At 37.4% G+C, this 15,226-nt stretch carries 9 protein-coding genes and 2 pseudogenes; 7 read left to right on the forward strand and 4 right to left on the reverse strand.

Annotation, left to right across the window (positions count from 1 at the left end):
* Positions 1 to 4,604, reverse strand: a 4,604-nt coding sequence (locus ABID39_RS07085) for a DEAD/DEAH box helicase (RefSeq protein ID WP_354187378.1), incomplete at its 3' end; no start/stop codon positions are given.
* Between the two features lie 666 nt (positions 4,605 to 5,270).
* Positions 5,271 to 6,794 carry a YfjI family protein gene (locus ABID39_RS07090; protein WP_354187396.1) on the reverse strand — a complete coding sequence of 508 codons (1,524 nt, stop codon included), beginning with the start codon at positions 6,792 to 6,794 and terminating at the stop codon, positions 5,271 to 5,273.
* A gap of 145 nt (positions 6,795 to 6,939) precedes the next feature.
* Here ABID39_RS07090 and ABID39_RS07095 point away from each other — a divergent pair, with 145 nt between their 5' ends.
* From ABID39_RS07095 to ABID39_RS07940, 7 genes and pseudogenes are all read left to right on the forward strand, one after another.
* Positions 6,940 to 8,142 carry a multidrug effflux MFS transporter gene (locus ABID39_RS07095; RefSeq protein ID WP_354187380.1) on the forward strand — a complete coding sequence of 401 codons (1,203 nt, stop codon included), beginning with the start codon at positions 6,940 to 6,942 and terminating at the stop codon, positions 8,140 to 8,142.
* Positions 8,143 to 8,164: 22 nt separating this feature from the next.
* Positions 8,165 to 9,109 carry a hydroxymethylglutaryl-CoA lyase-like TIM-barrel protein gene (locus ABID39_RS07100; protein WP_354187382.1) on the forward strand — a complete coding sequence of 315 codons (945 nt, stop codon included), beginning with the start codon at positions 8,165 to 8,167 and terminating at the stop codon, positions 9,107 to 9,109.
* A gap of 5 nt (positions 9,110 to 9,114) precedes the next feature.
* Positions 9,115 to 9,828, forward strand: coding sequence for an alpha/beta fold hydrolase (locus ABID39_RS07105; protein ID WP_354187384.1), 714 nt, complete (start codon positions 9,115 to 9,117; stop codon positions 9,826 to 9,828).
* Positions 9,825 to 12,005 carry an isocitrate/isopropylmalate family dehydrogenase gene (locus ABID39_RS07110; protein ID WP_354187386.1) on the forward strand — a complete coding sequence of 727 codons (2,181 nt, stop codon included), beginning with the start codon at positions 9,825 to 9,827 and terminating at the stop codon, positions 12,003 to 12,005. Before ABID39_RS07105 ends, ABID39_RS07110 begins: the two co-directional genes overlap by 4 nt.
* Positions 11,995 to 12,672: an RraA family protein gene (locus ABID39_RS07115; RefSeq protein ID WP_354187388.1), complete on the forward strand. Its 678-nt coding sequence runs from the start codon at positions 11,995 to 11,997 to the stop codon at positions 12,670 to 12,672. Before ABID39_RS07110 ends, ABID39_RS07115 begins: the two co-directional genes overlap by 11 nt.
* The gene (locus tag ABID39_RS07120) at positions 12,669 to 13,553 is read left to right on the forward strand and encodes a DUF6282 family protein (RefSeq protein ID WP_354187390.1); all 885 of its coding nucleotides are present in this window, start codon (positions 12,669 to 12,671) and stop codon (positions 13,551 to 13,553) included. The genes ABID39_RS07115 and ABID39_RS07120 overlap by 4 nt, the downstream gene beginning before the upstream one ends.
* Before the next feature lie 209 nt (positions 13,554 to 13,762).
* Positions 13,763 to 13,996 (forward strand): annotated as a pseudogene (locus tag ABID39_RS07940) (nuclease); the annotation flags it as partial.
* Here ABID39_RS07940 and ABID39_RS07130 read toward each other — a convergent pair.
* A pseudogene (locus tag ABID39_RS07130) lies at positions 13,992 to 14,429 on the reverse strand (DUF3987 domain-containing protein); the annotation flags it as partial. The pseudogenes ABID39_RS07940 and ABID39_RS07130 sit on opposite strands and share 5 nt — an antisense overlap.
* Positions 14,426 to 15,226 (reverse strand): DUF7146 domain-containing protein (locus ABID39_RS07135; protein WP_354187394.1); only part of this gene is annotated, 801 nt, incomplete at its 5' end. The gene ABID39_RS07135 and the pseudogene ABID39_RS07130, both read right to left, overlap by 4 nt.

Consider the following 15,226-nt stretch of genomic DNA (forward strand, 5'->3'; position numbering starts at 1 on the left):
ACTTTTGGATTACCCTTTTTAAAGGTCACTGGATAAGGCTCTACATCTTCATAATTCACGTGCAAATGACCCAATTCACGCCCTGCTGTTACAAACTTCCAAAAGTCATCAGCACTCTTTACACAAGGAATGCGAGGTAATTCTTTGCATAAATTATCAGCATAACGAGAGCGATAATCTTCCGAATGCAAAAGACCGTAAACATAATAGAATAGATCATCTTTTGTTATGGTTTCATTAGGATAAGCTGTTTTAAAATGTGCTAATCCTTCATCAGTTATAGCATCACGCTTTTGTAAATCAGCTATTTTGCTGTCTTCTGTAGCATTTGCAAACAAATGGGTTTGTTTTTCATTTTTTAAAGATTCAACAGATTCATAGAAATATCGTGGAAAGCATTGACTTTTTTCTATTGAATCAAAATTAGGTATATCCTTACCCATTAGTACAGAAAATCCTTTCATTGCACCTGTACCTGTAATTTGTATTACTCTATTTTCAACCGCTTGTTTCATCGGGAATATATATGGAATTTGAGCAACCATTTCATTAAAGGCACGATTATAATAGAGCCATTGTTGTGTAAAAGGACGATATAAACTTTGAATAAGGCATGTATCTTCAAATTCAAAAATCTTTCCTTTAGTTAAATGTTTCTTAAGATTAATACTCCAACTAATTTTGCTTTCATCGGCATTAACAAAATTATCTACAGTTTTAGTACGTGTTTTACCGTTATCATGTGTATAAACACCATTAAAACGCTCCACTTCACTATTGTAGAAAGTAATCATATTACTCATATTTTTCGCGAGAGTTTCATTGCTTGCATTGTATGCCCAAGCATCACGATTGGTTTTTAGACCACAAGAATAAATCTCAAACAGTTTTTTACTATGAGGCTTCTTATCACCTAAAGCTAGGAATGTCTTGAAATTGTCATCACGTTGACCAAGCCAATCATTATGCTTATCCGGTATAATTATTTGCCAACCTTGTTTGCTCTGTGTAATACCATCAATGCTCCTAAATTTTTCAATTATCGTAAGCTTTTCTTTTCTATTGAGATAATCTCCAATATCCCGAAAATATATCTTACCATGCTGTTGTGCATTTGGATTTTTAACCAAAATAGAAATCGCTATAGGGGCACGAGAGCCAGAACCAAAAATCTTACCGCCTTCTTTTCGCGAAAGTTCTCCAGACGTTCGTTGATTGCCCCGTAAATGGAAAATATAAAGGCTGCTAAATTCCTCAACGAGGCACTTGCGTAAACCATTTAAAGAACATGCATTAATAAACCCTGCGTTTGTCACAAAACCAATAATACCACAATCTTTTATACGGTCACTAGCCCATCGAATTGCTCGTATATAGCTATCATAAAGTGCTTGCATATTGATTGATTCAGATTGAGCAGCATAAGTTTCACTGATACGATTATCTAATATGGGATAAGGGGTATTCTTTGCATTATCATTAGCACTTTTTTGACCAGTTGAATAAGGCGGGTTACCGAAGATAACTTTAATATCCAGCTTTTTCTGATGTTCCAAATATTCACTGTTTTCTTTGAGTATACCTTCCATAAGATCTTGTTTTTCAATCATTCGAAACGTATCAGTCAAACCAATATGCTTGAAAGGGATATAATTTCCTTTCATAAGACCATGATAAGTTGCTTCAATATTAATGGCTGCTATGTAATAGGCTAGCAAGACAATCTCATTTGCATGGATATCATAACGGTATTTATATTCCATATCCTCTGGTTTGATGAGATCTGATTGTAAAAGCCGTGTGATAAAGGTACCCGTTCCAGTGAAAGGGTCGAGAATGGAGACACCTCGTGATCCCAAGCTTTTGCCAAATTCATTACGCAACACATCATCAACAGAATGAATGATAAAATCAACAACCTCAATGGGGGTATAAACAATTCCTAATTTTTCTACTGTACGTGGAAAAGCATAACGGAAAAATTCATTATAAAGCTCTACAATTAAACTTTGTTGTGCTTCAAGAGTGGTAATTCCACGCGTGTAAAATTGTACACTCTTAGAAATATTTTTGAGATCTTGAGATTCTTCTTTAGGGGCAACTTTATCAAGGACATTGAGTACACGTTGTAAAGCACAAGAGACGGGATTCTCTTGAACAAACTGATGCCCTTCAAATAAAGCATTAAAGACTGGACGCGTCACAAGATGTTGCGCAAGCATTTCAATTGCATTTTGTTCGGAGATAGTTGTGTTTAAATTGTTACGCAATTCGGTCATAAAATCATTAAACACCTGCCGTGTTTCAGTTTCTGATTTTTTTAAAACCTCAGTTAAGCGTGTGATATGAGTTTGAGCAAGATCACCAACATTTATTGCCCATTTTTTCCAATAGCTAGGGTCGTAATATCTATTAACAATAGCAGCTTTAATGACATCTTTACATTTAGAAAAAAGGGGGAGTTCTCCTTGTTCTTCACATATGTGAGAGGATTCGTAAGTTGCTAACCCAATATTAAGTCCTGAATACTCTAATTTTGAGCGTATAGGTAAATCATCAATAACCGTAGTCGTATCTTCTAACTCAAGTTCTTGAGAAGCAGCAACGATTTCAAGAGCATCGCTTACGTCTTGTTTTTTGTGCATATGGTGAATTATTTTATTAAAATTGTCATCATGGGCACGTAAAGCATTGAGAACTTGCCAGATGACATTATATTTTTTGTTGTTTTCTAAGGCTATTTCCGGCGGAATGTCAGCGGGTATCCCAATGGGTAGAATGATATAGCCTCTTTTTTTACCCTCTGCTCGACGCATGACGCGTCCTATCGCTTGAATAATCTCAATTTGACTTTTTCGCGGGTGTAAAAATAGAATGGCATCAAGAGCAGGAACATCCACGCCTTCAGACAGACAGCGTACATTGGTAAGTACACGACACGTATTTTCCCCCGCATCTTCCTTTAACCAGTCGAGTTGTTTCGTACGCTCTTTAGCACTAAAGGTTCCATCAATATGGGCAAGGGTACAGTTAAGAGGAGGAGTATCTTTATAGTTCTTATGAAGAGCGCGTAAAGATTCTTGCACTTTTTCTTTTTTGAATCTCTTGCATATGCGTTTAGAAGTCTCAATATCTTTGCAAAAAACTAAAGCTCTACGCATGGGCTTGGGGTCATCTTTAAGATCAAGTTTCAGATCCATTTTGGTAAGGGCTCTATAACAGCCATTAATCTTGGTCCTATCGTCCAGAATAAGTTCATAATTCTTATCGGTAATAAGATGTTGAATGGATTGGCTTACTTCTTTTTCATTGACAACTAATATGATAACTTTACAAGGTGCTAACAGCTTATCCTCTAAAGCACGAGAAAAGTTGTAAGAGAAAAGTTGTTTGCCATAGAGTTTTTCATTATCCATGGACACTAAAACGTTATTGGATAAGAAAGCATTCCTTTTCAGCTTGTCACTAAAGATCTTAGGCGTTGCTGTCATATACAGACGTTTTTTGCCTTGAATGATGCTGTTATCGTGAACCTTGATAAATTCAGATTCATTGTCTTCACTTCCCAATAAAGCTCCAGTCGTTCTATGCGCTTCATCACAGATGATCAAATCAAATGCGGGTAATCCATGATCCTTTTGTGCATCAGAAATCACTTGGATAGAATGGTAAGTTGAAAAGATAACCGTCATCGCATCTGCTAGGTTTTCACGAGCTTCTTTAGCAAGGGCTTTGGCGTCCGTGGTAGCAGGGAGAACAAGATCTGATGTTTCCATGCCAACAATATCATCTTGATTTTTACGACGCTTGCCTACTTTCGTATCCGAACACACCGCAAAGGAACGCAACGGGACTTGTGCATCGGCTGTCCATTCACGGATTGTTTGCGAGACTAAAGCCAGAGAAGGTACCAGAAACAAAACACGCTTGCCTTGACCTGCTATGGTTTCTGCTATCTTCAAACTGGTAAAAGTTTTGCCCGTTCCACATGCCATAATAAGCTTGCCACGGTCTGCTTCTTTTAAACCTTCACAGACTTTCTTGATGGCTTCTTCTTGATGGGGACGAGGCTCTTTTGTTGATTTCAGAACCACTTCTTGTTTTGTTGCAAATATTTGCCAATCTATCCGACTGTTTTCCATATGACGAAGGTCAATGCGATAAACGGGGATCGCTTGTCCTTTAATCATGGCATTCACATTGTCACTTAAGTCCACTTCCGTGCTATCAACGAGAAGACGATATTTAAAGATATCTTTTCCAGATGCCGCGATAAAACTATCAATATCCTTTTTACTGATCTGATGATCTGCTTGATAAAACTTACATTGAATAGCTACATAACCCTCTTGATTACGAAGCTTAGCAACGAGATCAATACCGATATCATTATTATTCCAATCCTTACGCTCTTTCGCCCATTCATAATAACTCTCAACTTTTTCATATCGTCCATAATGCAAAGGATCATGCATAAGATATTTAGTTACAAAATCTTCAAATACTTTTCCCCGTAGAGCATTTGATGCTGTTTGATCGCGATAGGATTGTAAGAGAGGGCGTAAAGTGACGTGTTCATTATCGGACTTAACAGATTGAAGCATAAAGAAAGCACTCCATAACGATATATTCTGTTGAATTAATTCTCTTCAAAAGAATCGAAATGAAGCTTATTAAATACATTTTGAATGAATGATGAAAAAAAATGCAGAAAAAATGCAAAAAAAGCGGATAATTTTTTTTAAGAAGTTTTTAAAGGCTATTTATCCACAGCCCATGATATGGGATAAGATCAGCAAACTAGTGAAATTTGCTATTCGTTTTATGAACAAAACAACAAATTCGATATGTGCTTTAAAATATCAAAATGAGTGTTTTGATAGATTTTATTACGAATTTTGCTTATAGGTTTTGAAGGTGTAAAAATCGTCAAAACCCCCTCAAAACCTATATTATTAGTTGAATTTAGAGGTTGTATTATCAATATGGGTTGTTTTTTAAGGTCTGTAAAATCTTAACCTATTGAAATATAACGTTTTTACTTTTTATCGTTTTTTATCTAAAAGAAGCAACCGTCAAAACCCAAAAAACCTTCAAAACCTATAGAGGTTGTATTTTGGATATCTTTGACACAAGGTTAAAAGGACCTCTGTATGTTTCTTCTTTTAAAAATTATAAAACAAAAACCCTCAAAGATACTTCGTGAACTCTCTGTGTTGGTACAATAAGATCTTTGAAGGTTTTAAGGACAACAAAAGATTACAATGGCTTCATTGTTTAATGCTGTTGTTTTTAACAAAAGGGTGCCATTCATAACGTATGGTAGGTCGACCGCCTTGAGAGCTATTTTCCACTGATATTTGACGAATATGATTGGAGCGACATAAGAGCTCTAAAGCTTGCTTCACAGCTTCTTTGTCTTTTAAACCTATCCAACTTCTTTGATGAATATCACGTAAAGTAAAAACATCAGGTAAATGATCACAGCGCTCGACAATCAGTTTTGCTCCCTCTGTTGCTAAGCTATCCGCTGCCGCATAGAGCCTTTTGACATGACTTAACAAATATTTTTCCCAACGCAAAGCTGTTGTAATAGCATAGAGTCCAATTTCAAAACGACCACTATCAAGAAGTTCAAAAATCAATGCAAGACTTGCTATGGTCTTAGGCATTTTCAAAAGATGCGCTTGTAAGCTTTCAGAAAGGTTATTTTCTTTGGCTTCTTTAAAAATCTTTTGCATCCATTCACGAAAGATCTCTTGAGCTTTGGGAGCAAAACGCATCACCAGTGGGTGTTCTGGTGAACCAAGGGGTTTATCATAAAGAGAACGAAATGCCTCTTCATAAGTTTCCCATGCCTCTCGATTGGGATATCGATCAACCCATTTCCAATCTTTTGTCTCATTGGGCCATACAAGCATTTGAAAGCGTTGTAAGAAACCATCATTGCCTTTGCCATATAAAACATTGCGTATAAAGGGCAGAATGCGAGAGGGTTGAATGCCCCCTATAATAGAGACGGTCGCATTGGGAATAAAAATGGTTCCACGCCCAATCCGGTCATAAGTAAATTGACCATCTCCATTAAAAGCTTCCAAATAAAAGGCACGGTCTGATTGATATTCTTTACGTTCCATATCTGTTAAGAAACCGGATAATTCATCACGCACCATCAAGAGACCACGGGGATTTTCTTTTAAAAGTTCCCCAAGCTTTTCCACGCTCGTATCATTGACAATAAAACGAGAGATCTCATCATCATGCGCATTATTTTTAGAGAGGGTTTCAGACAAAAGAGCACGGGCTGTTTCAAGATCTCCTTTTTTTATCGCTTTATGGGCTTGTTTTTTCTTTTCGGACTTGTCTAAAGTCTCAAGTATCTCTTCAATTTCTTGTCTCTCTTTCTGCTTTAACCAATCCTTATACCATTGCTTTTGAAGGCAAGTGATAGGAGCTAAAGCCGCTCGCATGGTAGGCGTTTTCATGGTTGAAGGTTGACCAATAAGAGCTCCCCAGAGATTAGGCACCACAATCCAATCATCATGTTGTTTTGGGGCAACCCGCACGCCATTGCCAATCACAGCAGCCAAAGCACAGAGAGCAGAGACAGCAATAAAATCCATAGGGGCTTGTTGACGCTGTGAAACGTCATAAACATAATCTATGAATGGCATTGGGAGTTGTAATGGGTCAAAAGGCTCGACGGGTAAGAGAGCCGCCGTGATAGGCTTTAATTCCCCCCAACCGTTTTGTTGCAATGCTTGTTTATAAGGATAGGATTTTATTTTATTGATACAATAATATTATAGTAGCAGGCAGATATTTAATAAAATATCTCATATTTTGTGGATAAAGATGAAATATAAAACAATTATATTTTATATCATTTTTAAAATGATAGTAAGAAATTATTAAAGCATAATCTATTAAAGTTTTTTTATGTATTATAAACCTACGTTATTATTTATGCTACTTATTGTCTGTTTATCAGTGGGAGGTTTGATTTCTACTGATATTTTTCTTCCGGCGCTTGGAGATATGCGCCAATACTATCAAGTGACGGAATCCCAGATTCAAAATGCAGTGGCAATTTTTTTACTGGCATTAGCTATTGGACAACTCATTTATGGGCCACTCAGTGATAATTTTGGACGTAAAAAAACACTTCTGTTTGGCTTGTTTTTATGGCTTTGTACTACAGTGGGTATAATTTACACAGTCAATCTTCAAGCTTTTTTCGCACTACGTTTTTTACAAGGTCTTGGAGCCTGTTCAGGTATTGTCTTAAGTCGCGCCATTATCAACGATTTGATGGATAAAAAGGCTGCAGGAAAGTTTTATTTGGTTATTTTCCCCTTTGTTGGTATTTCGCCGGCAATTGCTCCATTCATTGGGGGGATCTTATTACAAGCTTTTAATTGGCAAGCCACTTTTGTTTTTTTAAGCCTTTTTATACTTTTCACCATTTTGCTCTGTTGTTTTGTATTAATAGAGACTCTTCCTCCCACAAAACGTCAATCTTTCGCTCCTGTAGGAATCATGAAGGGCAGTTTAGGTGTTTTTAGAAACAAACAGTTTATCTTTTATGCTCTGATTCCCTGTTTTGCATATGCAACTTATTTTGCTTACATTGTAGAGTCACCTTTTTTCCTCACAGCTTTAGGCTTATCAACTTTCTATATTGGTTATAGTTACATTGGTGTTTCTTTAACTTATGTCTTAGGGAACTTAGTAGCGCGAAGATTTCTCAAACAAGAATCCATGGAACATACTATTCGGCGTGGATATGTTATTTTTGTCTTGGGAGGGGTATTATTTGCTCTACAAATGTATATAAGTCCATGGCCACTTGTAACAAGTTTAATAACCATTTCTCTTCTTACTTTTGGTAATGGTTTTTTGTTGCCATTAGGAACAGCTTTGGCAATTTCATCTCATCCACAAGCTGCTGGAGCAGCATCTGGTGTTATGGGAGCTTTGCAATTAGGAAGTGCTGCACTGGGATCTGCGGTTATTGGGAAAATGTCCCAACATAATCCATGGAACGTTGCCATTTTATTAGCGACATGCTGTATCGTGGGTTTTATAATTTACATTCGAAAAGCAAATTATTTTATTAATTTAGAAAAACAATCAAACTAAACAACCAAATTGGGAGGGGACTATGCTTAAAAATCTTGATGTTACTTTGCGTGACGGAGGATACAGGAATCAATTTTCTTTTTCATTAGATTACGTTATTGAGCATATTAAAAATCTGACAGATTCTCGAGTAGAATATATTGAGATCGGTTATCGTAACGGTTCGTTTAAGCCTATGAACAATGTGGGCCAAACGGCTTTTTGCTCTAATGATTATATTCAGCTATTACATGATGCTATTCCGAACGCTAAGCTTGTCATTATTGCACATCCACATAATATTAATCAGTCGGATATTCGAGAACTAAAAAAAATGGGGATTACACTCTTAAGACTCTGTCTCAATAAAAATGATATTAAGTCTACATTTTCACTTTGCCACTATGCCAATTCTTTAGGGCTGTCTACCAGTATTAATGTTACGAGAGTGAGTCAAGTAGATGAAAAGTATTTACAAAGCATAGCAATAGAAGCGGTTAATTGTGGAGCTAGCATTTTATATTTAGCCGATTCTAATGGAAGCCTCTTACCTGAGACTGTAACGCACTTCGTGCAAAAAATAAAAGATATCTCACCTTTAGAAATTGGTTTTCATGCACATGATAATTTAGGTATGGCTATGGCAAATAGCATAGCAGCTGTAGAAGCCGGTGCAAGCTTTATTGATAGTTCGTTAATGGGGATGGGCAAAGGAGCAGGGAATCTTACTTTAGAGTTATGGTTGGCTCTTTTGAATTTTCATAAAAAGGAAGCATATTACAATACGGGTAAAATTTTGCAACAGATAGAAAATCTAAAGAGCCACTCCTTTTATTCACCTGTGCATCGAAGCTCTGTTGATCTCCTTTTAGGACTAAGTAATTTAAGCATTGAATATCAAACTTTGCTAGAGACTAAAATACCTTTAGGTATGGAAGAGGTCCTGGTTACTATCCAAACTTTGAAACAAAAGGCGCAGGAGGTTTAAATGATATGAATTTTCATAGTGTTATTCTTGCGCCTGTAATGCCAGTTTGGGATAAAGGAACCTTTTGCTCTTCACTTAAAAACCTATTTTTAGAAAGAGGATTTAGGGTTACGCTATTAGATACGTTATCTCTTTTTTCTAGTAACTCTACGATAGAAGTTATTCCTTCACTTATAGCAGAGCTCAAAGATCGCTTTCGGGAGCCTTTTATACTGGTGGGATTTGCTATGGCTGGGACATTGGTACAAATGTTGGCAGCAAAACTTCCAAATGCTCAAGCCGTACTCGCAGTGAACGCGCCAGGCTATCCAGATAAGCTTTTACAACAACGACTTGGATATCTTCTTACTTTATTGGAAAGCGGTGATTTGTCAGGAGCTCTGGAAATATTAGATGCTTTCGTGCAGCCTATTGGGGCAATTAAAAAAAGAACCTTATTGAAGATTTCTGATGAACAAAAAAGCATGGCAATTGAACGTATGACAAGAGGATTTAAATTGTTATTGGAAATGGATGCGAGGGATGAGATTATCAAATACACTGGAAAGTTTTTAGCTTTGGTAGGTGAAAAGTCACAACTTGCAACCGTAGAAAATCAAACAAGAAGTCATTGTATGAATCATGAATACAAGATTATTTCTGGTGCTGGTATGCGTTTGTGGGAGGATAATCCTACTATGACAGATGCAATTATTGATGAATGGATTGATGAGTTATGAAGAAGAAAGTTCTTGTGTTACCTGGTGATGGGGTGGGGCCAGAGGTCTGTGATGCTGCATTGATGGTTTTGGAGCAATTTAAGTTGCCGATTGAATTAACTTATGGCGATATTGGTTGGGAATGTTGGAAACAGGAAGGTGATCCTATTCCAAAAGCGACCTGGCAAAAAATTGCTGAAAGTGATGCTGTTTTACTTGGAGCTGTGACCAGCAAAGGAAAAGAAGCTGCTTTAAAAGAGCTTGCCCCCCATTTAAGAGAGAAAAAGCTTTCTTATGTTTCTCCTGTTATTCAGCTTCGTCAAAAGTTAGGTCTGTTTGCAAATATACGCCCTGTCAGATATATCTTTGGTTCGAGAAAGCCTTTTCATTTTTGTGTTATCAGAGAAAATAGCGAAGGTCTCTATGCAGGTTTGGATTTTCGGGGCATAACTTCTGAGACAGCAGCATGGTTAAAACATCCAAATTTAGAAAAATATGGTCTTGAGGAGGCAGCATGGACAGTCCGTTTGCAGACACGCTTTGGTTTAGAGCGGTTATTTGAATACGCTTTTTCTTATGCACGCAAATATGGGTTTGAACGGGTTACTTTTGCTGATAAACCGAATGTTATGCGGGAGAGTGGTCAGTTTGCTCAAGAAATTTTTGAGAAAGTTGCACAAAATTATCCAGAAATTGAAGCAGATATTCATAATGTTGATGCAGTTGCTTTGTGGATTACAACGAAGCCAGAGCAGTTTGGTGTCATTGTTGCTGAAAATATGTTTGGCGATATCCTCTCTGACCTTGCTGCTGGAGTGATGGGAGGATTGGGACTTGCACCTAGTGCAAATGTGGGAAGCAAAATTGCTTATTTTGAACCTGTTCATGGCAGTGCACCGCGCATTGCTGGACAGAATAAAGCAAATCCTTCTGCCATGCTTTATACCACGGCTTTACTCTTAGATCATTTAGGTTTTAAAGATGCAGCGCAACAACTATCTGAAAGTGTTGATCAAGTTATTCGTGCCGGTAAAACTGTGACCTATGATTTGGGAGGCTCAGCTTCTACTCGCCAAATGGCAGAAACTGTTCTCAATTCCCTTATAAATCCTGTTACTGTCTGTCGTGCGGCGATTATTACGGTTGGTGATGAACTTCTTTCGGGACAATATTTGAATACAAATTTGCAAGATTTAAGTCGAAGCTTAGAAAAAAGAAATATACAAGTCACGCGTCATTTTGTTTGTGCTGATCAATTACAGCAAATAAGCGAAACAGTAGTTGCCTGTCTTGGACAAGAAGATCTTATCATTATCAGCGGAGGATTGGGACCAACATCAGATGATAAAACACGTGATGCAATTGCAAAAGCTGTGCAACGGCCATTAATTCACCATGAAGCTGTTTGGCAAACAATAAAAAGTCAATTACAGCGATTGGGTATTACACCGGATAAAAGCAATGCGCGTCAAGCATTGTTTCCTGAAACAGCAAAAGTACTCGATAATCCTACAGGAACGGCGCCTGGTTTTTATCTCTCTTGTGAGGAAAGTTCCCTTGTTGTTTTGCCTGGTCCGCCTACACAAGCTCTTGCCCTTTTAGAAGAGTATTTAGAACATGGTGAAAAGAAGTATTCTTTTGTAACACGCGCTCAATATGCATGGACTTTAATTGGAATTGATGAAAGTACAATTGCACATTGGGTTGATGATCATTTCGCCACTGAGCCATTCGAACGGCATTTTTTATGGAAAAGTCCTTATGTTCTTGTACAACTGATTGGTCAATCTTCAACGCCTTTGGCACAGCATTTAATTGAAGAATTTGAAAATTATTTTCGTCCATATTTGGTTGGAACAGGAATTACCACTGCTCGTGAACAATTAGCAATGTACGCAGAAGTTTATTGGTTAGGAAATGATCCTCTGCTTTTAAAATATTTTCAGCCAATAGAAAAAAATGAAGAAAATGTTCCGCAGCTTGAGGTTGAAGTTAGTTTATCGCCGTCTTTGGAGATATTAGAAAGTCAGAAGGAAAGTCTTGGACATGCTTCCATGGCTATACGAATAAAAGGCTATGATGATGATCTTATAACTTTTCCCTATACACGACCACTTTTAAGCGTAGTCTTACAGGAATATGCAGCTTGGTTGGTTTTAAAAAGATATTTAAAAACAGAGGAAAAAAATGAGACTTGATGAAAATATAGAAATACTCAAAAAACGATTACTGGCATTAGATACAGCAGCTGTTTCTGATGCTTTAGATAGTTTATATTTGCAAGGAGCTTTACCGAACATTAAACCACGCTTAAGTAATATTAAAATAGCTGGTCCTGTATTTACGGTACAATATGAGTCTTTTAGTCCAGAAAATAAAACATTTACGAATGCTGGTAATTATATTGATGATGTACCTGCCGGATCTGTCGTGGTGATTGATAATAATGGTCGATGTGATTGTACTAGTTGGGGAAATATATTAACTCATAAGGCACTACAGCAAAAAATTGTAGGGACTGTTATTCATGGTTCTGCCCGAGATATTGCTGAAATTAAGGCTCTACATTATCCTCTTTTTACAAAAAATATTTATATGGTTTCTGGTAAAAACCGTGCACGTATACGAGCCGTGCAGGTCCCTTTAATCATTGAAGGAATAAAAATTGTTCCTGGAGATTGGGTTTTTGCTGATGATAATGGTGTTTTAGTTCTTCCTAATTCAGAGTTATCTGAGATTATTCGTCGTGCTGAAAATGTTGATAAAACAGAAGCGCGTATTTTGACTGCGCTTAAAGGCGGAGAGCGGCTTGAAAATATACGGATTCAAGAAGGTTATGAAATTCCTTGGAAGGAAAAGTTGTGAGTACATCCTTTATACAGTTCTGGCGGAAGCGATTAAAATTTGTAGATATTCATTATCATGCGCGTCCAGATTTATTTGATAGAGCATATTCAGCTTATGAAGCTGCACAAATTTATGCTAAACACAAAGGTGGAGTTATTTTTAAAAATCATTTAGGCAGTACAGCTGCAATTGCCACAGCTTTACAAGAACAAAATTTACCTGTTTTTGGTTCTATTGTTCTTAATTATGCTTCAGGTGGTTTAAGTTTACTTTCAGTTAAACACGCTTTAGCACATTATCAATTTGTTTCAAAATCAAAATTGCTTGTACATTTTCCCACTATTGTGCCAACACATCATCGTAGCCGTCTCAAGCGAAATTTTTCTAATAATTATGCTGCTTTTCTTGCTCAGCAGCCAACAGCTATTACCGATGAGAAAGGATATCTAAAATCAGAGGTTTACGAACTCATAACTTTTGCTGCTGACAATGAAATTGTTCTCTCTTCTGGGCATGCCTCTAAAGATGCAACTTTACGTTTGCTAGATGCTGTAGCAAAAAAAAGCAATTGTAGACTCCTCTTAAATCAACCGGCTAATCCAATGACAGGTTTTTCTGCAGAACAATTACAAGCTCTGGGAGAACATGATTGGCTTTATATAGAGCAATGCGCTTTAACTTTTTATCTAGGATATCAAACAAAAGAAGACATGTTTTCTGTATTATCTAAAGTTAATAATGTGATTTATAGTTCAGATCTCGGACAATTAGGGGGAACTGATATTCCAACATGGTTGAAAGACAGTGCAAACTGGTTCCAAGAAGCAAAACTTTCTCCTTCTCAAGTACAAAGAATAACGCTTGATAATCCTTTAAAAATGTTATCGCCAGCCAATTAGCTATAAAGTCACTACTTCATTAGAAGTAATACAAAAATATTACTAATTTCAAATTTTTAAAGTGCTTTTAATAAACGTTTTGGGCAGGAATGCTATTTATAAACAAGACTTTGACTTGTCAAAAGCTTATATTAAACAACATTCTCATGTTCATGATAAGAAGCTTGTAAATGAGTTTCAAACGGTAGTTAAATTTTTGCAAGAGAGATGTACTAGTTTATTCAGGTGCCATACAGGTGACAAGTGGTGTTACTTTTAAAATGATCACACCTACGGATGAGGTGTAGAGAAAGAGGATTGTTCGTAATATCCGATTATATAGTGTTGAAACCTGTGAAACACGGCAGTTTGCTTCAAGCCATGGAATTAAGTGGTCGTGTGGAGCTTTTGTGACAACGTGGCTTGTGGCACAAACAATCGACAAAAATATCACTTGTAAGCAAGGATAGGTGTTAAAGCGGCTTTCATGGCTGGAGTTTTGAATGTCGACGATTGCCCAATAAGAGCTCCCCAGAGATTAGGAACAATTTTCCAATCATCATGTTGTTTTGGAGCAATCCGCACGCCATTGCCAATGAGAGCAGCCAAGCCACACAAAGCAGAGATGGCGACAAAATCGATAGGGGATTGTTGACGGTCAGCAACGTCATAAATATAGCGACTTAAGACATATGGGACTTGTATAAGATCAAAAGGCTCGACGGGTAAAAGAGTATACTCAATTGGTTTTAATTCCCCCCAACCATTTTGTTGCAATGCCTGTTCATAAGGAATAGCTTCTAAACAAGCATTTTCGTTTAAAGAGCCATTATCGTTATCATTGACGAGTGTATTTTGATTGTCGGTATCTACAATATTGTTTTTATTCTCTCTCATTTATTTATACCTTTCAATATTAGAAAGTCGTTGAAACCTAGACCGTATGGAGCTTGCATGATAAAGACCTCAAAGCCTTGTCTATAGGCACGCGCAGCGAGGTTAAAACCTGCTTTACGACCCGCATCATCGCCATCCATTGCAATGGTGAGACGCGCTTTGTTATGGGGAAAATTCAAATGCATCATGCCATGGGTTGAAAGGGATGCCCATAAATTCACGGGCTCTGATAACAACCCAGACAACAAAGCCAGACCAGTTTCAATGCCCTCACAAACAACAAGATGCTGATCATTGCCTTGGCTTAAATGCACAGCATCGCCCGTTACAGATCCCAACATAGCTTTTGCTGGTGACCGATCTGTTTTGCAGCCATTAGCTTGTAAAAAGGTTCTATGGATCGCAAAGGAACCAGCTCCCTTAACAAGAGCAACCAACGCGGGTAGTGTCATCCCTGATGGGTGTGGACATTTGTCATGAAAGCGTAGATCAGACGGCAATTCACATGTGATCCCCCGCGTGCGTAAATAGGTCTCAGCTAAAGTATTTTTGATTGGTTGACTTTGTTGCCAAATTGCTTTTGCTCTCTCTGCTTTCTGTTTTGCTCCTTTGAGATCAGCATAACACTGTTTTGAGAAAGAAAGCGTATGATCATAAGCTTTATGACCCAGCAAGCCAATTCTCATAAGCGCTTGTATGATCTCTCTAAAAGAGCAACCAGCATAACAATAGAGCAATAAACGCCCATCATTTCCATTTTTAATGGATAAGCTAGGCAGCCTATCATCATGGGCAGG

Source organism: Bartonella japonica (assembly GCF_040545385.1).
Classification (GTDB): domain Bacteria; phylum Pseudomonadota; class Alphaproteobacteria; order Rhizobiales; family Rhizobiaceae; genus Bartonella; species Bartonella japonica.

What these genes read in the sequence shown, in the direction of transcription:
- ABID39_RS07095 (WP_354187380.1), top strand. Translation starts at nt 6,940, where the DNA reads ATGTATTATAAACCTACGTTATTATTTATGCTACTTATTGTCTGTTTA.
- ABID39_RS07100 (WP_354187382.1), top strand. Translation starts at nt 8,165, where the DNA reads ATGCTTAAAAATCTTGATGTTACTTTGCGTGACGGAGGATACAGGAAT.
- ABID39_RS07105 (WP_354187384.1), top strand. Translation starts at nt 9,115, where the DNA reads ATGAATTTTCATAGTGTTATTCTTGCGCCTGTAATGCCAGTTTGGGAT.
- ABID39_RS07110 (WP_354187386.1), top strand. Translation starts at nt 9,825, where the DNA reads ATGAAGAAGAAAGTTCTTGTGTTACCTGGTGATGGGGTGGGGCCAGAG.
- ABID39_RS07115 (WP_354187388.1), top strand. Translation starts at nt 11,995, where the DNA reads ATGAGACTTGATGAAAATATAGAAATACTCAAAAAACGATTACTGGCA.